Below are 22542 nucleotides of genomic sequence, written 5' to 3'. Positions count from 1 at the left end.
GAGGTATGCGAAGAAAAATGGCCCTGCTGGGGCTCATCGCTGCTACCTGCAACTGCCCTGAGGTCTTTGCGGAGGCGGTCAACGAAGAGGTAGTGTTCCATCGAAGCCTGTTCAGCGTGGGTGACGTCTACCAGTCGGCATCGGTCTCCTATGGCTACACCGCCCACTCGGCAGGCAAAGTTTCCACCTCGAGCCAAAATCTCGCGGAAAGGTACGGCATCTCCACCGACCTCGCCATACTCGATCCCGATGTTGTCCTGGTCGACCTGTCAGGAGGCGTTTCCTACCAGCAGCGCCTGGGCAACAGCAACGCTTCGCTGCTGGATTACAGCTACAACATCATGGGGCGCGGATTCAGGCAGAGTTACCATCCCATGCAACTCTCCTCCGTCCGCAGCAGTTCCACCATCTCCACCGGCTACCTGCCGAGCTACAGCGTCGACCGTACCTTCAACAAGTTCAGCGCGTCGCTGTTGCACCGAAGCTTCCCGGTGTACATGTACCTGACCAACTCCACGGTCACGACCCGCGGGCTGACCAACGACACCACCACCGATACCAACAGCGGCGGGCTCAGCGTGCACCACAACGGTGGCTGGTACCTGTCCGACGGTACCGTCAACTTTTCCACCAGCAGCGCCGCCGGCACCGAGAGCCGGGTCTACTCAGCGACGCAGAACAACACCATCGACCTGGACGCGGCCAAAAAGTATCGCCTCATTACCAAGGCTTCTCTTTCCGATATGCTGTTCCAGTCGACGGCCGAGACCGTACAGCAGCGCATCGGTTTCGTGTCCGGCTCGTTTTCGGGGCAGCTCGGCAAGGCGCTGGCAACGTCGCTCAGCAGCGATTACAACTACAGTTCCACGCAGGATTTTCAGGGTAAGAAGCAGACCATTCAAAGCACCAACTTCTCCGCCGGGCTGGCGCACAGCCTGTACCAGAGCCTTAACACGAGCGTCGGCGCCTCCTATGGCAAGACCTACGCCCTGGGCGGAGGGCAGGACGTGGTCAACGGGACCGCCACGCTTGCCTATCGCAAACAGCTGCCGGCGCAGGGCCAGTTGTCGCTGCGCGGCAGCGTCGCCAAGTCGGTCACGCACCAGGACTTTGCCGATACCCTGCTTCCCAAAGTGCTGGACGAGCCGCATACCGTGCGTCAGGGGGACACGGTTACCCTGACCCAGGACGGAAAGCTGGTCGGCGACGTCAAGATAACAAGCGTCGATGAGTTTGGCGCCACCATCGTGTGGGTCGCCGAGACCGACTATCATGTCGACTACACCACCGGCAGGATACAGATACTGCGCGCCATGGACCCCACCGCCACCGTCGCTATCCTGGTCAGCTACCAGGTGGGGGTGAACAAGAACGTCGACTACACCACCGACACGCAAAACTACCAGGCTCTGCTGGCGCTTCTCGGCGGGCGCTATTCCTTTGCCGCCAACTATGCCACCAGCAGCGAGCACAGGATTTCCGGTGACGCTGCCACAAGTGCCCTGAACAGCACCACGTCTGTCACGGTATCCGGCATAGCACGCTACGAAACCAACACATATTCCCTCGAGTACGGCAAGGTAACCACCACCAGCGAGGAAGTTTCCCATGTCGGGGCCGCGTGGACCTACGACTCCTATCTCGGGGGGCGCGACCACGTCCGTGTCTCCGCCAGGGATACCTACAGCATGCATGCCGCGACCAGCGCGCAAAGCGGGTATGATCAAAACATCTTCTCCGCGAGCGCCACGTACAGTCAGAGCCTGTTCCAGCAATTGCGCGCCGCCTTGATGTGCAACCTCAGCGACACTCGTACGGGCAACACCGTAACCGATGTCGTCGGAGTGCGGACATCCCTGGATGGCAGCTTCAACAGCCTGTCGTTCTCGCTCACGGCCGGGACCAGGTACTATTTCTCGTCCGGGCCCACCACCAGGGATACGGACGTCAATCTCCAGATAACGAGGAACTTCTGATGCGGGTGCTACGCGTGGTGCTGGTTTTGGGGGTCCTGTGCCTTGTTGCCGGGTGCTCGTCTTCCTCGCAGTTTTTGCAGACCCAGAAGACGGTGAGCCTGCAATGGCCGGAAAAGCCGTTGACGCCCCGGGTGGAATGGGTGAAGAGCGTGGTTTCTCCCGAGGACGCCGGCATAGCCAAGGGATTCTGGAAGCGCGCCCTGGAGTTGCTCACCGGGGCCAGCACCCAGCGTATCGTCAAGCCCTACGGCGTACTCTACGACGACGGCCGCCTCTTCATAGCCGATCCCGGCGCCGGGGTCGTGCATATGATGGATACCAAGCGCTCCGTGTACAGCATGATCCGCAGCCAGGGCGATGCGGTGCTGCGCTCGCCCATCGGCCTGGCGCGCGACGGCGGGAACGGTCTCTACATCACCGACTCGGTGTCCGACGCGGTTTACCGCTACGATCTTTCCAGCGATACCCTGTCGACCTTCGTGCGTGCCATCGACCGCCCCACCGGTATCGCCTACAACAAGACCAACAATCTGCTGTACATCACCGAGACCGGCGCCAACGATGTGGTGGGGGTCGATATGAAGGGGCTGCAGAAAGTCCGCTTCAGTAACGCGAACCCCGCGCGTCAACTGTTGAACCATCCCACCGACCTCGCCGTCGACCCCAAGGGACAGGTCTTCGTCACCGATCCGCTCAACTACAAGGTCAGGGCTTTTACGCCGGAGGGAGTCCAGGTATATGAAATAGGTGAGATGGGCGACGCCAACTCCGAACTGAGCAAGCCCAAGGGGGTCGCCGTCGACGGGCTGGGGAGGATTTTCCTGTGCGACGCCATGACCGACATCGTCAAGGTCTTCGACGCCCAGGGCAACTATCTCTTCGGCATAGGCGGGACCGGCACCGCCAACGGCCAGTTCTGGATGCCGTCCGGCATCGCCATCTCCGGAGAGTTCCTGTTCGTGACGGACACCTACAACCGCCGCGTCCAGGTGCTGCGGTTGCTTCCCATCGAGGAAGATGATGAAGATTACGATGATGAACACAGGCTGGGACAGCCGGACGAACTCGGAGGCAAATAGATGAAGTCCATGCTGGTCGGGAAAACCTTTCTCTTCACTCTATTGCTTCTGGTCCTGAGCACGCCGCTGCACGCCAAGCTGAGCGTGTTCGACTCGCCGCACAACCTCTCCATCTACGGCGGACGCGGCAGGGCCTCCGGACAGCCCGGTGTAACCGTTGCCGGCGAGCAGAGGGTCTGCGTCTTCTGTCACGTGCCTCATAACGCAACCGCGGGCACCCCCCTGTGGAGCCGTTCCCTTTCTCCCGAAGGGACCGAATATATTCCCTACCGCTCCTCCACGCTGGCCGCTGAGCCCAAGCCGGATCGCCCCACGGGGGCGTCCAAGCTCTGTCTGAGTTGTCATGACGGCACCATCGCGCTGAACCGGTACGCGGGCAGCAAGAACATCGGCAGCGCGCCGATTCCGACCGAGCAGGGGTTCAACAACCCCAATCTCAGTACCGATCTCTCCGATGACCATCCGATTTCTTTCGGCTACACGCAGGCCCTCGGTGTCAAGAGCCACCTGGTGTCGCCGCAGGCGCTGCCCGCCGAGATGAGACTCGAGGGGGGTGTCAACGTCGAGTGCACCACCTGTCATGACCCGCACGACAACCAGTACGGCAACTTCCTGGTGATGAACAACGGGGATCCCAACCGCCCCAACTTCGTGGCGGGATCCCCGTTGTGCACCGCCTGCCACCAGCCGGTCAACTGGGACAGCTCGAGTCATAACAGTACCCTGGTGGAAAGCCTTGCTGCAGGCTGTCTCAGTTGCCATGCCGCGCACAATGCCCCCTGGGCGGTCCGCCTGCTGCGCGGCACCAAACAGTCCGACACCTGCCTGGGCAGCTGCCACAACGGCAACGACACCTCCTCGCAGAACATGAAGGCCCTCGTGACCGCAAGTCCGTACCGCCACCCCGTGGATGACCTGGTGAGCGATCCGGTGCACGATGAAAACGAGGTGCTCCCGGCCGAAACCTATCACGTCCAGTGCGTGGACTGCCACAACCCGCACCAGGCCAACTCCGCCAACGCGCCTCTCGCCTCGCCGCCGCAGATCGACGGCAGGCTCAGGGGGGTAAGGATAGACACCGTCGGCAACGTCGCCACCGCCGAGTACCAGGTCTGCTTCCGCTGCCATGCCGGCGACAAGGCCTCCCGTTTTGCCGGCATCACCCAGACCATGCCCAACCGAGTCATCGCCGAGCCCAACCAGGAGAACCGGTTCGATCTGCAGAACCCGTCCTTTCATCCGGTGACCGCCGACCGCCGCAGCAACGGGGCGAGCCTGCTGGCCACCTATCAACCCACCATGACCCGGATCTACTGCAGCGACTGCCACGGCTCCAGCCAGAGCCGCAAGGCCGGCGGGGCGGGCCCGGACGGACCCCACGGCTCCCAGTACGAACATATCCTGCTGGCGCAGTACTACATGCCGCGTGTTACCGATCCCAGGATTGCCTACAACGCCAGCCAGTACTCCCTTTGTTTCCGTTGCCACTACGAGCCCTTCGTGATGGACTCCGGGAGCGCCTTCAGCAATGGCGGTGTCAATGAGCACAGCAGGCACGTGCGCGACCGGCAGATTCCCTGCTTTGCCTGTCATGACCCGCACGGCGTTTCCTGGAAGATGCTGGCGACGCCCACCAACAACGCGCACCTCATCAACTTCGACCGCAACTACGCCGCCGGGGGCGTGGTCTCCACTCCAGTATATGTTTCCGCTGGCGTGGGCCAGGGCAACTGCACCGTGAACTGCCACACCGTGGCCGGCAACCTGCACAACTATTCCCCCAGCGGGAGTGTGACTCCCAAGCTGCTCCGCCCCAAGCTGCTCTCCCGTTAGTCTCCCCGCCGCATCTGAAACGGCCGGACCCCAGGTCCGGCCGTTTGCCGTTCGATCCCCAGCCACTTCGCGTTTTTTAACGTCATATAGCGGGCCGGTACTCCGCAATGCTGCGCAATGTCGTGAAAATCGTGAAAAATCACCAAGGTATGGCCAGCCGCGCGCGCTGCTCCCGCCGTCACCGCGGCAGATAGGCCGTTACCTCGGCGGACAGGGGGGCGTGCGCAGTGGGGACAACTAACCGCAATCGGGGGGGAGTTGCGGAGCAGCCAGCCGGGGGCGGTGCGGTTAAATGGCAACGAGTACGTCCGTGATATAGCCGGAAGACGGAGTGGCTGGCACCGGCTTCGATGCGGGAAGGCAGTTTTGGCCGTTCGAGAGGGGGAGGTAAAAGCGGTGTGATTTCGATCACTTTTTGTAGCCGGCCGAGTGGTCCGAGAAAAAAAATCGTCATATTGGCAAAGCGGGTACGCATGTTGCTCTAGTGAGATCATCGCTGTCCTAAATTTCTATGGTAGTAAAACCAAAAAAGGAGAGAAGAAATGAAAAAAGTAATCGCTAGTGTAGTTGCTGTTGGGTGTCTGGCTGCAGCAGGTGCAGCATTTGCAGGCTACCAGGCCGGTACCGGTGTCAACGGCTCCCTGCACGACATGAACGGGATCGCCTCTGCTAACCAGGACAAAGCAGGCCGCGTGTGCGTATTCTGCCATGCTCCTCACCATGCTATCAAAGACGACCTGGGCGCAACCAACTACCCGCTGTGGAACCACACCCTCGTTGACCCGACCAAGTACACCGGCTACACCTGGGCTACCCCGGCTAACGCCACCTTCGGCGTTGCTGACATCAACGTTGCTACCGTCATCACCGACCCGCTCATCGGACCTTCCCGTCTGTGCATGAGCTGCCACGACGGCGCTATCGCCATCGACCAGCACGGCGGCCTCGACGGCACCATGGCTCAGGCTGGCGGCACCACCGTTGCCAACCGCGCCAAGCTGACCAACGACCTGAGCAACACCCACCCGATCGGCTTCGACTACAACGCTGCTGCTACCGCACGTAACGCCGCGGCTGGCAACGGCTCCGCTACCGCTGGCGGCGCTGCTGAGATCGTTCCCTCCGACTACGGCTTCGCAACCGGCATCAACGTGGTGTCCACCGTCGCCAACCAGCCGATCGCCGGCCAGGGCGTCTACAACGAAGTTCTCCGCGGCCAGCCGACCGACACCGGCTTCAAGCCGATCAAAGACACCCTGTTCCAGGGTACCTACATGACCTGCGCTACCTGCCACGAGGTACACAACAAAGAGAACGCTATTCAGGACGCTTACACCGACGACGCTACCAAGGCTCCGAACTACTTCCTCTATGCTAAAGAGAACAAGTCTCTGATCTGCCTCTCCTGCCACATTAAGTAATTTTGCAAACAGGGGGGGAGGGGCGTGCGCTCCTTCCCCCCTATTTAGTTACTTACGGAAACAGTGAGTCTTTTAATCTAAAAAGGGGACCCCCATGTTCAAAAAGACAATGGCTGCTGCAGGCTGTCTGGCAGTAGTCGCCGCAGGCTGGGCTTACGCGGCGACCAACTGGCAGCTGCAGGCTAAGCTGAACACTACGGGTGGTGAGCTCACAGTACGCGACAAGGCGACCCAGACCGTCGCCGGTAAGGTCGGCTACTACAACTTCACCACCTCTGCACTTATCCCGGTACATATCACCGCCAACACCGGCTACGAAATCAGCTCCGTCAAAAAGGGTACCGTAGCCCAGACCATCACCGATACGCAGGTCTTCGACACCACCATGGATAAATCCGGTGGCCTGCTGCAGAGCGTAACGGCTAGCTTCACCATCAAGCAGAGCGTCGTAACCGGTGCAGTTTCCGGTTCGGGCACCATCACCCCGACTTCCGCCAAGGTGCCCTACGGCGGGAAGATCATCTTCTCGTCCAACCCGTCCACCGCGACCTCCGTGCTGAGCAGCGTTACCGCCGGCGCCGTGGTTACCGACGCGGCCACTGGCACCCCGGTAGACTTGCCGTATGCCAAGCCGGTCAAGATTACCCTGTCCAACGTCGTGGCTCCGCAGACCGTCACCGCCACCTACGGCTCTGTTGCCGTATCCGCTGGTGCCGACAAGGTTGTCGCGCTGGGTGCAGCTACCACCATCCGCGGCAGCATCTCCGCCGGCGATACCATCTCCTGGAGCGTGGTAAGCGCTCCGGAAGGCGCAGTCGTTGACACCAGCAGCTGGACCACCGCAATGCCGAGCTTCACCCCGACCGTTGCCGGTACCTACGTGTTCAAGGCTACTGAAGGTCTGGTTGGCCTGAGCGACACCGTCGAGGTTGTTGCCACCGCCGACACCGTTGCCTACATGAAGAATGTCTGCGACGGCTGCCACAACATGACCAACGGCGTCCTGCCGAGCACCGCGTTCACTAAATGGTCCTCCTCGAAGCATGAGACTGCAGGCATCACCTGCATCTCCTGCCACACCGACGGCGCTATGCCGACCCCGGTGAACACCACTACCGTCGAGGCTGACACCTTCAAGGTGCTCAACTCCTCCGCTGGTACCGTTGGTAAAAACTACTGCGCGAAGTGCCACTCCACCGTGAGCCACATCACCGCGGTAGCACCCAACAACACCTGCACCCGTTGCCACACCGGCGGCCAGCACAACCCGGCCACCTTCTTCGGCTACTTCGATCCGGCTATCGCCACCGCACACGTATTCGGTATTGCTACCCCGTCTGCCGGCGCTTCCGCTGACGGCCAGGCGCAGACCCAGTACGTAACCCAGGGCGCTACCTGCGACGACTGCCACGCTACCCACGGCGAGACCCCGCAGAACGTCTCCTTCGCCGAGTCCGGCCACGGCAAGACCTCCAACGCTGCTCTCAACGCCTTCGTTCACTACGACTGGTCCGGCCGCACCAACAACGGCACCCGTCAGAACGGCAACTGCGACCGCTGCCACACCGCTGGCGGCTTCGTGAAGCTGCTCGGCGACGACCCGGCTCTGGCAGCTCGTCTGACTCCGGTTACCGGCCAGGCCAACAACGTGCTCGTCTGCGTTGCTTGCCACAACGACCTCGCTACCGGCGGCCTGCGTCTCAACGCAACCCCGGCTGGCAACGGCCAGACCCTTGCACAGGGCTACTTCGCGCTGTTCAGCTCCGCTGGCTCCGCAGTACCGGTCGGCAAAACCAAGATCCAGGTTGCCTTCCCGGGCATGAAGAACTCCTCGATCTGCATCCCGTGCCACTCCGGCCGGTCCACCGACGACGTGTTCGTAGCAGTCATCGACCGTGCTAAGGCTGATCTGAAGAACTACACCACAATTCAGACCGGCTACTACCAGCACGCCGCCAACATGGGCCAGAGCTTCATCGGCAAAGGCGCATTCAACTTCAACAGCGGCGAGTATGCTGGTACTAACGGCCACGCTGCTGTGAAGAACGGCGCTTCCGACACCCAGGGCCCCTGCGTCGGCTGCCACTACAGCAAAGACGGCGCTGACCACTCCCTCGAGCCGGTTGGCTACACCGCAGTGTGCCAGTCCTGCCACGCTGCTCCGTTCGGCGCAACCGACGTGGAAGAGAAGAAGGCTGAGTACGAGGCAGGCCTTGCCGTCCTCGACGCCCTCATCCGCTCCAAGATGGACGGGCTGCGCACCACCTCCAGCCCGCTGGAGACCGAGCGCGCCAACGTCCGCTTCGGCCGCTTCAACAAGGCAGCCGGTGTTGCCGCTGACGATGCAACCGCCAAGAAAGCTTACGGCGCATGGTACAACTGGCAGCTCCTCTCCGTATGGGATCGCGCTGCATTCGCTCACAACCCGACCTTCGCCAAGACGGTCCTGAACGACACCATTGACTACCTCGATGACGGCTCCCTCAACGGTTCCGCAGCTGCTACCCTCGCTGCTTCCACCGCTGTTTCCGCCGCCGACGCAGCCAAAGCTGCCGAGTACGTCGAGACCCCGGCTTGCGCTTCCTGCCACGCTACCAAGGCTACCCTGGTACAGAGCGGCAAGCACGCCATGGAAACCTCCACCCACTCCGGCACCTGCGGTCGTTGCCACACTTCTGAAGGCTACGCTGCCTTCCTGGCAACCAACCAGAACCCGGCCGGCGTGTACAGCGCCTCTTACAACGGTTCCCAGAACGTCTCCTGCGCGGCTTGCCACGATCAGCACGGCACCGTTCGCGACGTAGCTTGGGCTCCGCAGCCGAAAGACACCGTGGCAGCTGCTTCCAAAGAGTACAAACTCTGCACCTCCTGCCACAACCTGACCAACGCTAACGGCGACATCATGGCTTCCGGCCTCACCGTTAACGGCCAGGCGACCGTTGCAATGCAGCAGCACAACAAAGACTGGTACCGCAACATCGCCTCCACCCACTATGACCTCCCGGCGACCGGCACCACCGCAGCAGGTACCACCATCGAGGGCTATAACGTCCGGTTCAACAGCCCGACCGCTTGCACCGACTGCCACGGCCACGAGTTCTACACCAACTCCGCTAATGCTCTTGAAACCCCGGATGGCGTCAGCACCACCAAAGGCGTGGGCACTGTTCAGACCGAATGGGCAGCTTCCGGCCATGCTGGCAAGATCCTTAAGGCGAAGTTCACCGCCTGGACCACTGCTAACGCAACTCGTTCCAGGACCACCACCACCAACGCAGCAGTTATGGGCGCAGGCGTCACCTCCGCAACCGGCATGGCTTGGGAGCACTACAACTGGGATGATTCCACCGGCACCGCTTCTGACCGCAAGTCCTGCCAGAAGTGCCACACCGCAACCGGTTCGGCTAACTACCTGACCAACCCGGCCACCTACAACGCGGCCAACAACGACTTCTCGCACCTGTCCGGTTGGACCTCCGCGAAAGTCTCCCCGCAGAACGAAGTACTGTACTGCTGGGGCTGCCACACCTCTGCTGAAACCGGTGCGCTCCGCAACCCGGGTGCCGTTACCACCGCAGACTACAACTTCAAGGGCGCTCCTGCCGTTTACCCGAACGTCGGCGCATCCAACGTCTGCATCACCTGCCACGGTGGCCAGAAGTCCGGTGAGTCCATCACCGCCCTCACCACCGCTGGCAACACCTTCACCAACGTCAGCTTCGTCAACTCCCATTACATGGCAGCTGCCGGCCTGATGTACGCGAAGAGCGGTTACACCAACTTCATCGATCCGAACACCGTGATCGGCACCAGCACCTACGGTAAGTCCCTGACCTCCAACGAGGACGGCGGTCTCCTTACCTCCACCCACCGCAAACTGGGTACCCCGGCGATCAACGGCGACAGCCACAACGTTGCCAAGTTCGTCCCGGGCTTCCTGGATTCCGATGGTCCGTGCGCAACCTGCCACTATGCTAAAGGCAACCACGAGCTCGAGATCGGCGCTGTCGCCTTCACCGAGGTCTGCGTGAACTGCCACAGCGCAGAAGGCACCACCACCCTCACCGTCGACAACTTCAAAGAAGTCTTCATTGAGGAGCAGGCTGTACCGTTCAAAGAGGCCATTGCCCTGGCACTGGCAAAACTGTCCGCTAACTACGGCATCACCTACAACGCTTCCGCTTACCCCTACTTCTACGACGCTCGCAATGGTAACAGCGCCGTGAAGGACTGGACCCGCGGTGGCCAGCTGAATGCTGCAGAGGCAGAGAAGCTGATGGGTGCTTGCTTCAACATCAACCTGCTGAACCGTGATCCGGCTGCTTACGTCCACGCCAGAACCTACGCTCGCAGGCTGCTGTACGACACCATCGACTTCCTCGACGACAAGACCATCAACATGTCGACCGGCGCAACCGCGATCGCATACGACTCGGTCAAGTACGTCAAGGGTGCTCTGGCTACTTCTGCAGAGACCACGGAAGACTTCAAGTACCTGGCTGGCTACAGCCGCACCACCGGTGCTTGGAACACCCTCGAGCGTCCGTAGTAACAGTTAGCAGTTCGATTGAATGAAATACCTTGCCCCGCCTCGAAAGAGGCGGGGTTTTTTTATTGTTGAATAGGGACCTACGCTGCAGGTGGTCGTACGGGTGAAAATCTGAAACAGCCCCAGCTAACACTCTTTCTGCCGATGCGTTGATTGTTTGAAATTGCCCCAGGTTCCCTCTCCCTTTGGGAGAGGGTGCCCGAAGGTCGGGTGAGGGCGTTGACGCTGAAGGCGAGCGTGCCACGACAGCCCCCTCACCCCAACCCTCTCCCGGAGGGAGAGGGGGCTAGGCAGTCAGGTTAAGCTGGGACCAAGTATGAGAAGGGAAATAAAGAAGAGGAAAAAAGAAAAGCCCCCGCCCGTGCTAGGGAGGGGGCTTTGAGTTGGAAGAACTATTTGCCTTGCTTGTCGACGCCGCCGGAGAAGATGACCTTGTCGAAGTTGCGGTTCAGCGCCGCGCTGCCGAAGTTCTTGACCAGGGAGCCGGAAAGGAACTTCACGACCTGTCCCTGCTCGACCTTGTCGCCGGCAGGGACGGCGACCCAGATATCGGTCTCGCCCTGGTCCACGCGCGCATAGCTGTAATCCCCACCATTGATGACCTCGAGGACCTTGCCTGACACGCTCACGCTGCCAGTGGTCTTGGCTGTGGGGGTGAGCGGCGAATGCCATGAAGGAAGCTTCTTGGCCGGAGTCGCCGGCTTGACCACTTCCTTGATCACCAGCTCATCACTGAAGTAAATGGTGTCGAAGGTGCGGTTCAGGCTTTTGGCGAGGTAGTTGGTCACCGGCATGCCCGGTTTCACCTCGACCTGCTGCCCGACTTTCAGGTCCGCGGTCGGGACGGCGAACCAGGTCTTGGCGCTGCCGCTATCGACGTTGACATAGCTGTATCTGCCCGCCTGGATCACCTCGGTGACGGTCCCGTTGTTGATGTTGACGGAGGGGGCGGCCGGGGCTTCCTTGACCGCGGGGGCCGGTTCGGCGGGCGTTACCGGGGCGGCTTCAGGTGCCTTGCCGGTGGTGTGGGCGCATCCTGCGGCGAGAGTGAGGGTTGCTGCACAAAGTGCCAACGGTTTCAGATGATGCCACATAGTCTTTTGCTCCTTTTCAGGTGTTGCTGCTTTCCCGGGAAGGAAGTTCCCGTCTAAAGGAAAAAATCTAAAATCGTTTAACAGGGATAAAGGGGATACAAGGGATAACGGCAAAAAGTCTTTGAGTACAACAAAAGCCTAATGCCGCTTCATTCATCCCTTTTATCCCTTTTATCCCTGTGAATCAGGTTTTTTATTTAGCCTGGGCACCTGCCTGCGCACGCATCAGGTCCAGGCGGTACTGCGGAGTCGACGGGTCCAGGCTTGCCGCACATTGAAAGAACACGGCGGCCTTGGGGAGATTCTGTTGCAGTGCGAACGTGATCCCTATCTTGTGGTAGATGCTGGCGTCGGTGGGCCGCTGCTTCATGGCGGCCTGGTACTGTTCCATCGCTTGCGGCAGCATCCTTTTCAGGCGGTAGGCATCTCCCAGGTTCACCTGCGCCTCGGCAAGGGCGGGGTCAAGCTTTACCGCCTGTGACAGCGCGGCGATGGCCCGGTCGTAGTCCCCTTTCTTCCCGAAAATGGTGCCGATCAGGTTGTACGGATTGGCCTCCTTGGGAGAAAGGCGGGTTGCGATGAGCGCCTGCTGCAGAGACTCGTCCAGGCGGCCGGCTTTTTCCAGGGCAAGCGCCAGGTTGTAGTGCGGCCGGGCCTTCTGCGGCGATTTCCGTACCGCGTCCCCCCACAGGCTCAGCTCGCTGCCCCACACCTGGTTGCGCGCAAAGGAGGTTGCCGTCAATGCGAGGACCACGATCCCTGCCGTCGCAACAGCGGTACGTGAGACTGCGCCTTTGAAGCAGATGGAGAATACCGCCGCCAGCGCGATGAAGGCTCCCACCGATGGTAGATAAACGCGGTGCTCGAAGATGACGTCGGCGATCGGAATGACACTCGATTCAACCGAAATGGTGATGAAGAACCAGAGTATGCCGAAGGCGATGAGTCTGAATTCGGGTGCGGTCCGGGTGTCGCGGGAGCGGTACCAGAGCAGCAGGGCGGCACCAAAGAGCGCCATCAGCAGCAAAAGCGAGCCGAGGACCGGCACGCTGGCCAGCGAATGGTACACCGGGAAATCGTAATCGAGGTTCTGACCTACCGGCAAAACGAGCAGGCGCAGGTAGGTGGCGATGACAGGGAACTGCGTGAAAAGGTAGTCCAGACGTGACAGTTCGCTGTCGACGCGGGTCACTGCAGTCACGTCGGAGATCAACTGGCCGATCGGCTTGTTGGTGCCTAGCAGGCTCAGCGGGACGATCAGCACGGTGAGGGCTACCGGCAGCAGGAAAAGGATCTTCTTGGCGGCCGTCATCCGGAAGAACAGAAACTCGTAGAGTACCACGACGAAGGGGAGGGTGAAGGCGATTTCCTTGGTCTTCATGGCGCAGCCTGCGGTTGCAAGTGCCAGCACATAGAAACAGATCGGTTTGACGGCGAAGGGCCTGCTGCTCTCATCCTGAAGCAGGCGGGCCTTGGCATAACTGGCAATGGAAGCGACGAAGAACAGGGTAGCCAGCGATGCCAGACGTTGGATCACGTAGGTGACCGCCTGGGTCTGCACCGGGTGCGCCACAAAGAGCAGTGCTGCAAAGAGCGGAATGAACCATGATGTACCGGTGTCGTCACCGTCCCGGCGCAGGGTCGGCGTGGAGAGGGTAAGCCGCGCCAGCAGGTAGGTGAGGACACCCGTGCCGATGTGGATGGCGAGGTTCACCACATGGTAGCCCGTTACGTCAAGGGCGCCGAAGCGGTAGTTGAGAGCCACGGTGAGGTAGCCCAGGAAGCGGCGGGGGTTGTGAAGGTAGCCATCGTCATACAAGAAACGGTGCAGATCCTTGATGACGTTGTTGCTCGTGATGGAGCCCTCATCATCGAAGATGAAAGGGACATGAAACGAATTGCTGTAGGCGATCACTCCGACGGCTGCGATAAGAAACAGGTGCAGGGGAAGGCGGGACCAGACAGATTTGTTCGACATCGGGTTACCTTTCGTGGACGGCAGAATGGCCCGTAATCTATCACAAAAAAGTAAATCCTAGAACGATAAAAAGGCGGCGCAGGCTCGGTGGCCGCGCCGCCCGGTATGCGGTGCCATTTCAGTAATTGCCGCCGACCAGCACGGCCCGGATCGTTTCCATCTTGGGGATGTTGTTTCTTACGCTTTCCGGCGTGAACTGCTGCAGGTAGCCGGGGATGCCCTCGCGGAAGAGATCGCTGATCCTTTTCTCGATGATGACCGGGACCTTCCTGGCGTCGTCGGTGAGCCAGATGGTCAAGGGACCGCGTGCGTAGAAAAGGCCTTCACTCTCGATGTCCATGTTGGGCGAGATCACTATGGTCTTGAAGGTCCCTGCCGGCGTCTGGACCGTTTCGCGCCGCAGCACGCTCACCTTGACCCGGTTCAGTTTTCCCTTGTCGAGGACGTTGACTTCGACGCTCCTGCCCACGGTGAGCGGCAGCTGGCGCAGGTAGAACAGTGAAGAGACCGGGTCCCAGGCCGGCTCCACCAGTTTTGCCGAGGACTTTTCAAACGACCTCAGGTTGACGAATTCGAACCTCTTGCTTTTCCGGTTCACGCTGGCGGCACGGTACCAGTCGTTGCGCCCCTCCCGAAGCTTCATCTTGTAGCTGTGCAGTGCAAACCCCTTCCCCACCCTCTCGAGCTTGCTCGTCTCCAGGTCGTCGACCTTGTAGAATGGCGCCGACCATGCCTCGGATTTTACCCTGGAGGTGATTTCAACGCTGCTGCCTGCGCTGGACGTAGAAAGAGTAGAGGTGCCGATTTTGACCCCGGTCCAGGTCAACTGGTAGTTCAGGGTCTCCGGGATAGACGTGGCGTGAGCACCCGGGCTGGCGGCACACAGAATGAAGAGGAGCAATAACAGTGTATAGGCTGACTTTTTCATAGCGGCTAATCTAACACATAAGGAGGAGACATTTAAAGAGTGAAAAGCATTTAGAAGCAGTTACGCAAAGCACGGAAAGTAGGCGCGAAGGGCGCCAAGAAATTCCTTGCTTGAGGTTTACCCCCTAATCTTTCTTCCCGTACTTTGCGGATACTCGGCGTTCTTTGCGCAACAGCTTTAGGAACGGTTTTTTGGAAGCAGTTACGCAAAGCACGGAAAGTAGGCGCGATGGGCGCCAAGAAATTCCCGCTTGAGGTTTAACCCCAAAATCTTTCTTCCCGTGCCTCGCGGATACTCAGCGTTCTTTGCGTAACAGCTTCTAATAACAGTTACACAAAGCAGCGAAATCAGGCGCAAAGGGAGGCAAGGAATGCCCAGCTTATGTATGACGCTCTTTAACGGGTACGGTTCTGGCAGATGAATACTCATAGATGTTCACGGTACCCAAAATCCCTGAATTTTGTGCGGTCACTGCCTTGGGATTTACGCCATATTGCGAATTTGCCGTGTTTTGATCCAGTGATTTCGCGAGGCGTTTGGTATCGATATGGCATCGAAACTGTGAGAATTGTCGACCGTCTGTTCGCAGCAATATTTTAATGCAATAAAATATGTGCCCGTGCTGTTCGCGGGCGAAGGTGACCCGATGCGCAAAAAACAATGTCTTGCCACGGCTGTGGCCGTAACACTCCTGCTGGCTGCCGTCCCTGCGTTCGCTCGTTCGCCGCGTGTCATCGACGACAACGACAGGGTCTCCCTGCGGGGCAACGTTCACCCCAACGCCCGTGCCGAATTCGACGACGGGCCGGCAGATCCGAACCTCCCCATGGAGCGGATGATCTTCACCCTGAAGCTCTCCCCGGAGAAGCACCAGGAACTGAACAAGCTGCTGGCGGAACAGCAGGATCCCAGTTCCCCGAACTACCAGCGCTGGCTGACTCCCGATGAGTTCGCCGACCGTTTCGCCCCTCCCGCGGAGGACGTCGCCGCCATCAAGGGGTGGCTCACCTCGCAGGGCTTCACCGTGGACGAGGTTTCCCGCGGCCGCACCGCCATCAACTTCTCCGGCAACGTCGACAAGGTGGAGAAGGCCTTCCGCACCAAGATCCGGAAGTACAAGGTTGACGGCAAGGTGCGCCACGCCAACTCGCGCGATCCCGAGATCCCGCGCGGCCTGGCCGATGTCGTCGCCGGTGTGGTCACGATGCACGACTTCGGCCACACGCCGATGAACAGCGGAGCGCAGCTGCTGGGCGAAATCGATCCCCTGTACACCTACAGCTCCAGCATCCACTGGATGTCCCCCGGCGACTTCGCCGCCATCTACAACGTCAACGCCCTTTACAGCGCTGGTTACGACGGCACCGGGCAGAGCATCGCCGTCGTCGGGCGCACCCATCCCACCGGGAACAACTGGAGCGATTTCCGCAGCATCATGGGTCTTCCGGCCAAGCCGGTGACGGTCATCGTCAACGGGACCGACCCGGGCTCGGTCAGCACGGCCGAGGACAACGAGGCGGACCTGGACGTGGAATGGGCCGGCGCGGCCGCCAAGAACGCCGACGTCAAGTTCGTCATCTCCAAGACGACCGCCACCACCGACGGCGTCGACCTCTCCGCGCAGTACATCGTCAACAACAACCTCGCCCCGATCATGACCACCAGCTTCGGCCTTTGCGAAGCCTCCATGGGGACGGCGCAGAACGAATTCTACAACAACCTGTGGCAGCAGGCCGCGGCCCAGGGTATCACCTCCTTCGTTGCCGCCGGTGACTCCGGTGCCGCGGGCTGCAGCGCCGCGACTGCCACCAGCGGCACCGTCCAGGCGGTCAACGGCATCGCTTCCACCCCCTACAACGTCGCGGTCGGCGGGACCACCTTCAACGACCAGGGGGGCGGGTACTGGAGGAGCACCAACAACTCGTACTACACCTCGGCCAACGGCTACATCCCGGAGAGTGCCTGGAACGAGAGTGGGACCGTCTCGGGTGGAAAGCAGATGTGGGCTACCGGCAGCGGTATTTCCGGCGTCTACGCGAAACCGAGCTGGCAGGTCGCCCCGGGCGTAACGAGCAACATGCGCGGCATCCCCGACGTCTCGCTCAACGCCGCAGGGCACGTCCCCTACCTGGTCCGGAGCAAGAACGCGCTCTACACCATGTACGGCACCTCCGCTTCCTCGCCGGCCATGGCCAGCATCATGGCGCTCGTCCTCCAGAAGACCGGGCAGCGCCAGGGTAACGCCAACGTGCGTTTCTACCAGATGGGCAACGCGCAGTACACCTCCGCCGGGCCGACCGTTTTCCACGACTCGACCAGCGGCAACAGCTCGGTCCCGGGCGTCACCGGCTACTCCTGCACCACCGCCTACGACCTCGTTACCGGTCTGGGCTCGGTTGACGCCTATGCGCTGGTGATGAACTGGCCCGTCGCCGTCACTCCGCTGGACATCTCCAGCACCAACTCCCTTGCCAACGGCACCCAGGGCGTCGCCTACAGCGCCACGCTCGCCGCGACCGGCGGCAGCGCGCCGTACACCTGGTCCGTCGTCGGCGGCAGCCTTCCGGCGGGGATCACCCTTTCCAGCGGCGGCGTGCTGAGCGGCACCCCGTCGGCTACCGGCGTCTTCAGTTTCACCGCGCAGGTCAAGGATGCCGCCAACACCACGGTGACCAAGGTGTTCTCCCAGGCGATCAGCGCCACTGCCTGCAGCAACCAGCCGGTGCGCATCGACGGCACCACCCCGGTGCTCTTCCCCGATTTCAGCAGCGCATACCTGACCGCCGCCAACGGTGCGGATCTGCAGCTGCAGGCTCTGGATTTCAGCGCCGACTTCCTCTTCGACCGCGACATCACCCTGTCGCTCTCGGGCGGAAACAACTGTGCCTACACCGATAACTCGACCAGTACCGGCCTGCTCGGAAAGATCCGGGTCAGCAGGGGGACGGTCTCCGTTGATAAATTGAAATTCAAGTAACCGTGTAATTACATGCCCAAAAGGAGTAAATCATGAAGAGCAGGAAGATGATGATGGTAGCGCTGTGCGCTGTACCCCTGAGCGTGCTCCCCGTTGTGGCTGGAGCCGAAACCGACCGGATCACCGTAGAGGATCCCGCAACCGGAACCGTGAAGTTCAAGGTAACCTCCGACGGCAACGTGACCGCCGGCCAGTACACCGGCGACGGCGCGCTGCTCACCAACGTCGCCCACTTCAAGGGTGCCTGGAACTCCGCGTTGAGCTACGCCAAAGACGACTGCGTCTCCTACGGCGGCAGCACCTATATCGCCCTCCAGGCCAGCACCAACGCCCAGCCCGACGTCTCCGCCACCAGCTGGACCGTGATGGCGCAGAAAGGCGCCGCAGGCGCCGACGGCGCGACCGGCGCCCCCGGTGCAACCGGCCCGCAGGGGCCGCAGGGTGTTCAGGGGCCGCAGGGCCCGGCCGGGTCGCCGGACACCCAGACCGACATCCTGAACAAGATCAAGACCCAGGCGGCCGGCGCCGTGCTCATCATGCAGCAGGCCGCTGGTGAGGCAACCACCACCTCGAAGTTCATCCTCAGGGACTCCGCCAACCTCGACCGGTTCACCTTCAGCCCCGGTGACGGCGCGGTCAACATCATCGGCGGCACCAACCAGAAGATGTTCTCGGAAGGCCCCAACACCCGCTCCGTCTTCGCAGCCTTCAGGGCAAGAGGGACCGCCTCGCTGCCGGCCGTGGTGCAGCTGAACGACAAGCTGGGTACCTTCCAGTTCAGCGGTTATGACGGCGCTGCTTACCAGACCCCTGCGCTTCTCGAGAGCTTTGTCGACGGAACAGTGGCTGCTGGCTCGGTTCCCGCGCGTCTGTCCATCGTTACCGGCGCCAGCCAAAGCACCAGGGCCGAGCGTCTGGTTGTTAAGTACACCGGAGAGATCGGTGTGGGAACCAACGCGCCTGCCCAGAAGCTGGAAGTAAACGGCGGCGTAAGGCTCAACACGGCCACCGCCAAACCGACCTGCAGCAGCACCATCAGGGGGACCTTCTGGGTAGCCCAGGGGGCTGCCGGCGTAGCTGATACCGTTGAAGTGTGCGTGAAGGATTCTGCCGACGCCTACTCCTGGAAGACCCTCTACTAAGCTTCAAAAGCCCTAAGGCAATAAAAAGGGGTGGCACGTCAGTGTCACCCCTTTTTTATTTGCTATTTGAATCTTCGCACGGTGCGGAACTACCGGGGATTTACCCTCGCTCCTGTTAGGTGCTTTATTGTTTGCCCGTTCTGAGCAGTTTGCCAAGCACGTCATCAACTTTGGCTTGCAAGGCACGCTGTGAGAAGTTGCTTTCGACGTAATTCCTGCCTTCGTATCGAATCAACTCCCACAGTTCTTGGTTTCTATGCAGGGCCAACACGGCTACGCTGAACGCCTGGGCGTTGTCCGCTATGGCAACGCTCTTACCATCGATCAACCCTATTCCCTCGGCACCGACCGAAGTCGTTACCACAGGCAACCCAAAATTGGCGGCCTCCAGCACTTTGCCCTTTATGCCTGCTCCAAAGCGCAGCGGGGCGACGTAGACGAGCGCCTTTTCAAAGAGCGGCCGCAGGTCGTCGACGAAACCCGTGAAGGTAACGTGACTGAGGTCGAGGCCCTTCAGTTCGTGGTGAGAGACGGCACCTGCCACGGTCAGGGTCAGGTCCGGGATCTCGACCAGCAGGAGGGGAAGTATATCCTGGATGAAGTACCGCAGTGCATCGACGTTGGGGGGATGGGTCCCGCCGACAAAGAGGAGGCCGCTTCTTTGGGAGAACGGTGCTGCCGACGGCATCGTATCCTGGATCGGAAGCGGTATCACCTCGACGTCCGCGCCGGGCAGTTCCGCGAGGATGATGTCGCGTTCCACGGGGCTGTGGATGCCGATGATGTCGCAGTTGCGGAAGAGGTAGAACTCCCGGTCCTTGATCTTTTTCAGTTCCGCTGGCGAGCCTCCCTCCTGCTCGAAGCGCCGCTGCTCGCGCAGGAACTCCAGGTCCGGGTCGTGGTAGATGACCCTGGGGATGTGCTTGCGAACCATGTCGATGAACTTGATGGAGATGTGGTTACGGGTCAGGATGGCACCGTCGAAGTAGCTGCCGAACTCGGAGAGGTAGGCGCCGAAATCGTGGTAGCCGAGAATGACCTCCACCCCCATCTGCTGCAGTACGTCCGTGTACGGCTGGTGCGCGTAGAGGTTCTCCGGCCAGAACACCACCTTGTAGTCGAGTGCGACCAGCGCCCGCAGCAGGCTGTACATGAAGTACGACCCGGCGTCCCGATCATACATGGGCACGTAATGGTCTATCACCAAAAGCGTCTTGCGATACCTGCTCCGGTCCCGGGCCTGGAAGACGTGCTGGCCGTTTGCGAAGTGGTCCCGTTGCAGCACCTCCCGCCAGCGCTCGACAAACTTCTGTTTGTTGGTTTCCTGGTAGGCCTTTACGCCCGTTGAGACGTCCTTGCCGTGGGAGACCCCTTCGAAATGGACCACCACCGACTTGGGCTGGTACACCACGCGATAGCCAAGGCTACGCGCCTGGAAGGCGAGGTCGGTGTCCTCGAAGTAGGCGGGTACGTAGCGTCCGTCGAAGCCACCTGTCTTCTCCCAAAGCTCCCGGCGTACCATGAGGCTTGCGCCCGAGACGTAATCGGCGTCCTTGACGTAATTGTAGGAGGACTTCTCGGGATCGTCGCGCCAGCCGAAGTTCCAACCTGAGGCGTCCTGCCAGATGATGCCGCCGGCTTCCTGGAGCATCCCGTCCGGGTACACGAGCTTCGAGCCCGCCATACCGACCGCGGCATCTCTTTCCATTACTTCCACCAACGGCGCCAACCAGCCCGGTTGAACGTTGGTGTCGTTGTTGAGAAAAAGGAGGTAGGCTCCCTTCGCTAGCCGGGCCGCCTCGTTGCAGTTGCGCAGGAACCCGAGGTTGGTCTGATGCCTCACCACGCGCACGTTGTGCACGATCTCTCCGATGCGGCAGGTGTCGTCGCTGGAGAGATCGTCGGCAACGATGACCTCGTAGGGGATGGTCCCGGAGTGCTCGATGATGGAGGCCAGGCACGAGTGGGTGAACGCCCACTGGTTGTGCACCGGGATGATGATGGACACCAGCGGCTGTGGGCAGGCGGGCAGCATCAAGGGTGTCGCCGGATCGATGGTCCCGTGCAGTATCTGTGGGCGGTACCCGGTCGAGGGGGAAGTCCTGCCGACGAAGTAGGAGACGCCGCCGGCGAGCCCCTTGACGTCGCCATTTTTGAGATAGCCCCAGGCAAGCTTGAGCGTGTCCCGGTTGATGGCCCCGATGACCGTCCTCGGGTGGCGCAGGATGTTCACGGCAAGCTTCAGGAAAACGACAAGAGAGCCTGCTCCCACAAGATCGTAGACGAACCGCAAGGGGCGCGTCACCCGCCAGCTCAGAGAGTTGAGGAGTGCTGCAACCTGGTCTCCCTTGGCCTGCGCCTCATTTTCTTTCTCCAGCACCAGGTCCTTCTGCCGGGCCAGTTCGGCTTGCAGTTCCCCGATCCGGCCCATGAGGACATCCTGCTCGCAACGGAGCTGGCCGATCTGGTTCATGACTGCTTGCTGCTCCGCCCGGCCCTGCTGCAGCGCGCAGCGGGCGGAACTGGCAACGACGGTCTCCAGCGAGCCAGCGAGCCATCTGAGGTGCCTGAAGCCGGAAACGGGTGCGGGTGCCGGGGATCCGGATTGCTGCTGCACGAGTTGCTGGACGTACCCTATGGCCTCGCGCTTGATACACCGCCGGTCGAAGGCGGAGAAGGATTGGCCGAGCCGGTACACCGCCAGCAGGTCGAGATAGCGCCGCAGCCCCCTGTACAGCTCGGCCGGGTTCTCTGCATTCATGACGGCGTTTGAGCGGCCCTGCCAGTAGGTCCTGTGGTAGTACCACTGCCTGGTCAGCCGCTCCGCAGGGATCTTGTGGAGGATGACTGCATCGGCAGCGAAGGCGATCTTCAATCCGGCCGCCTGGATCTTCCTGCACAGTCCCACCTCTTCGTTGGACATGAGGCAGTTGCCGACCCTGCCCAGGTCGGTGGGGAAGGTCCCGATGCGGTCGAAAATCCCCCTCCTGAAGGCGATGTTGGCCCCCCAGGGATATTCGCAGGGGCCCTGGAAGAACCCGGTTTCGGCAGCCGCCGCGAAGTCATTGATGGTGAGAAAGCCATGCCAGTCGGCGGTGAGCCATTCAGGCACCGGGCCCGGCCAGATCGGACGGATCGGCCCTCCAGCCGCAGCCACGGTGGGGTCGGTGAAGACCCTGTCGATCTCGTTCAGGTAGTTGGCAGGGGCGGCTATGTCATCGTCGGTGAAGACGACGACGTCGCCTGCGGCGTTGCGGATGCCGGTATTCCTGGCGAAGGAAAGGCCCTGCCTCGCCTCGAAAAGGTAGCGCACCGCGACTTTTGAAGATGCTGCCAGCGCCCCGGTCACCGTGCGGGTGTCGTCGGAGGAGTTGTTGTCCACCACGAGGATCTCGTACTGAGATGCGGGAAAATCCTGAGCTTGCAGGTCGGCGACGGAGTCCCGGAGCAGGGCGGAGCGGTTGTAGGTACAGATGACGACAGATATCTTCATTTGAGGACCACGTGTTGTCCCGATTATCGGGTGGTATCCGGCACTTGCCGATGGCTAACATACATGAATCGG

11 protein-coding genes are annotated in these 22542 nt (G+C 60.9%); 7 read left to right on the top strand and 4 right to left on the bottom strand.

The window, feature by feature from the left end; translation table 11 throughout:
* Positions 1–5: 5 nt before the first annotated feature.
* The 5 genes from H7687_RS13715 (at position 6) to H7687_RS13695 (ending at position 10858) form a co-directional block, all read left to right on the top strand.
* A complete protein-coding gene (locus H7687_RS13715) occupies positions 6–1976 on the top strand; it encodes a hypothetical protein (protein WP_183348313.1) in 1971 nt (656 codons plus the stop codon).
* Positions 1976–3055: an SMP-30/gluconolactonase/LRE family protein gene (locus H7687_RS13710; RefSeq protein WP_183348311.1), complete on the top strand. Its 1080-nt coding sequence runs from the start codon at positions 1976–1978 to the stop codon at positions 3053–3055. The genes H7687_RS13715 and H7687_RS13710 overlap by 1 nt, the downstream gene beginning before the upstream one ends.
* Positions 3056–4888, top strand: a complete 1833-nt coding sequence (locus tag H7687_RS13705; RefSeq protein WP_183348309.1) for a cytochrome c3 family protein — start codon at positions 3056–3058, stop codon at positions 4886–4888.
* 542 nt (positions 4889–5430) lie between these two features.
* Positions 5431–6309, top strand: a complete 879-nt coding sequence (locus tag H7687_RS13700) for a cytochrome C (RefSeq protein ID WP_183348307.1) — start codon at positions 5431–5433, stop codon at positions 6307–6309.
* Positions 6310–6403: 94 nt separating this feature from the next.
* Positions 6404–10858 (top strand): hypothetical protein, encoded by a 4455-nt coding sequence (locus H7687_RS13695; RefSeq protein ID WP_183348305.1) that lies wholly within the window; start codon positions 6404–6406, stop codon positions 10856–10858.
* 392 nt (positions 10859–11250) lie between these two features.
* Here the strand turns inward: H7687_RS13695 and H7687_RS13690 are convergent, their stop codons facing one another.
* From H7687_RS13690 to H7687_RS13680, 3 genes are all read right to left on the bottom strand, one after another.
* Positions 11251–11952: a hypothetical protein gene (locus H7687_RS13690; protein WP_183348303.1), complete on the bottom strand. Its 702-nt coding sequence runs from the start codon at positions 11950–11952 to the stop codon at positions 11251–11253.
* 193 nt (positions 11953–12145) lie between these two features.
* Positions 12146–13930: a tetratricopeptide repeat protein gene (locus tag H7687_RS13685; RefSeq protein WP_183348301.1), complete on the bottom strand. Its 1785-nt coding sequence runs from the start codon at positions 13928–13930 to the stop codon at positions 12146–12148.
* A gap of 118 nt (positions 13931–14048) precedes the next feature.
* On the bottom strand, positions 14049–14858 hold the full coding sequence (locus tag H7687_RS13680; RefSeq protein ID WP_183348299.1) for a DUF3108 domain-containing protein: 810 nt from the start codon (positions 14856–14858) through the stop codon (positions 14049–14051).
* A 646-nt stretch (positions 14859–15504) separates the two neighbouring features.
* Between H7687_RS13680 and H7687_RS13675 the strand changes: the two genes are divergently transcribed.
* Together H7687_RS13675 and H7687_RS13670 are read left to right on the top strand one after the other, a co-directional pair.
* Complete coding sequence (locus tag H7687_RS13675) at positions 15505–17835, top strand: protease pro-enzyme activation domain-containing protein (protein ID WP_183348297.1); 2331 nt, start codon at positions 15505–15507, stop codon at positions 17833–17835.
* A gap of 32 nt (positions 17836–17867) precedes the next feature.
* Positions 17868–18977: a hypothetical protein gene (locus tag H7687_RS13670; protein WP_183348295.1), complete on the top strand. Its 1110-nt coding sequence runs from the start codon at positions 17868–17870 to the stop codon at positions 18975–18977.
* 124 nt (positions 18978–19101) lie between these two features.
* Here the strand turns inward: H7687_RS13670 and H7687_RS13665 are convergent, their stop codons facing one another.
* Complete coding sequence (locus tag H7687_RS13665; protein WP_183348293.1) at positions 19102–22470, bottom strand: glycosyltransferase; 3369 nt, start codon at positions 22468–22470, stop codon at positions 19102–19104.
* Between the last annotated feature and the right edge of the window lie 72 nt (positions 22471–22542).

This window comes from Geomonas paludis (assembly GCF_014193585.1).
In the GTDB taxonomy this organism is placed as follows: Bacteria; Desulfobacterota; Desulfuromonadia; order Geobacterales; family Geobacteraceae; genus Geomonas; species Geomonas paludis.
The sequence above is the reverse complement of the archived record's forward strand: the minus strand, read 5'-3'. Positions and strand labels throughout refer to the sequence as shown.

Excerpts from the sequence above, each read along its gene's own strand:
- H7687_RS13715 (WP_183348313.1), top strand. The coding sequence starts at position 6 with ATGCGAAGAAAAATGGCCCTGCTGGGGCTCATCGCTGCTACCTGCAAC.
- H7687_RS13710 (WP_183348311.1), top strand. The coding sequence starts at position 1,976 with ATGCGGGTGCTACGCGTGGTGCTGGTTTTGGGGGTCCTGTGCCTTGTT.
- H7687_RS13705 (WP_183348309.1), top strand. The coding sequence starts at position 3,056 with ATGAAGTCCATGCTGGTCGGGAAAACCTTTCTCTTCACTCTATTGCTT.
- H7687_RS13700 (WP_183348307.1), top strand. The coding sequence starts at position 5,431 with ATGAAAAAAGTAATCGCTAGTGTAGTTGCTGTTGGGTGTCTGGCTGCA.
- H7687_RS13695 (WP_183348305.1), top strand. The coding sequence starts at position 6,404 with ATGTTCAAAAAGACAATGGCTGCTGCAGGCTGTCTGGCAGTAGTCGCC.
- H7687_RS13690 (WP_183348303.1), bottom strand. The coding sequence starts at position 11,952 with ATGTGGCATCATCTGAAACCGTTGGCACTTTGTGCAGCAACCCTCACT.
- H7687_RS13685 (WP_183348301.1), bottom strand. The coding sequence starts at position 13,930 with ATGTCGAACAAATCTGTCTGGTCCCGCCTTCCCCTGCACCTGTTTCTT.
- H7687_RS13680 (WP_183348299.1), bottom strand. The coding sequence starts at position 14,858 with ATGAAAAAGTCAGCCTATACACTGTTATTGCTCCTCTTCATTCTGTGT.
- H7687_RS13675 (WP_183348297.1), top strand. The coding sequence starts at position 15,505 with ATGCGCAAAAAACAATGTCTTGCCACGGCTGTGGCCGTAACACTCCTG.
- H7687_RS13670 (WP_183348295.1), top strand. The coding sequence starts at position 17,868 with ATGAAGAGCAGGAAGATGATGATGGTAGCGCTGTGCGCTGTACCCCTG.
- H7687_RS13665 (WP_183348293.1), bottom strand. The coding sequence starts at position 22,470 with ATGAAGATATCTGTCGTCATCTGTACCTACAACCGCTCCGCCCTGCTC.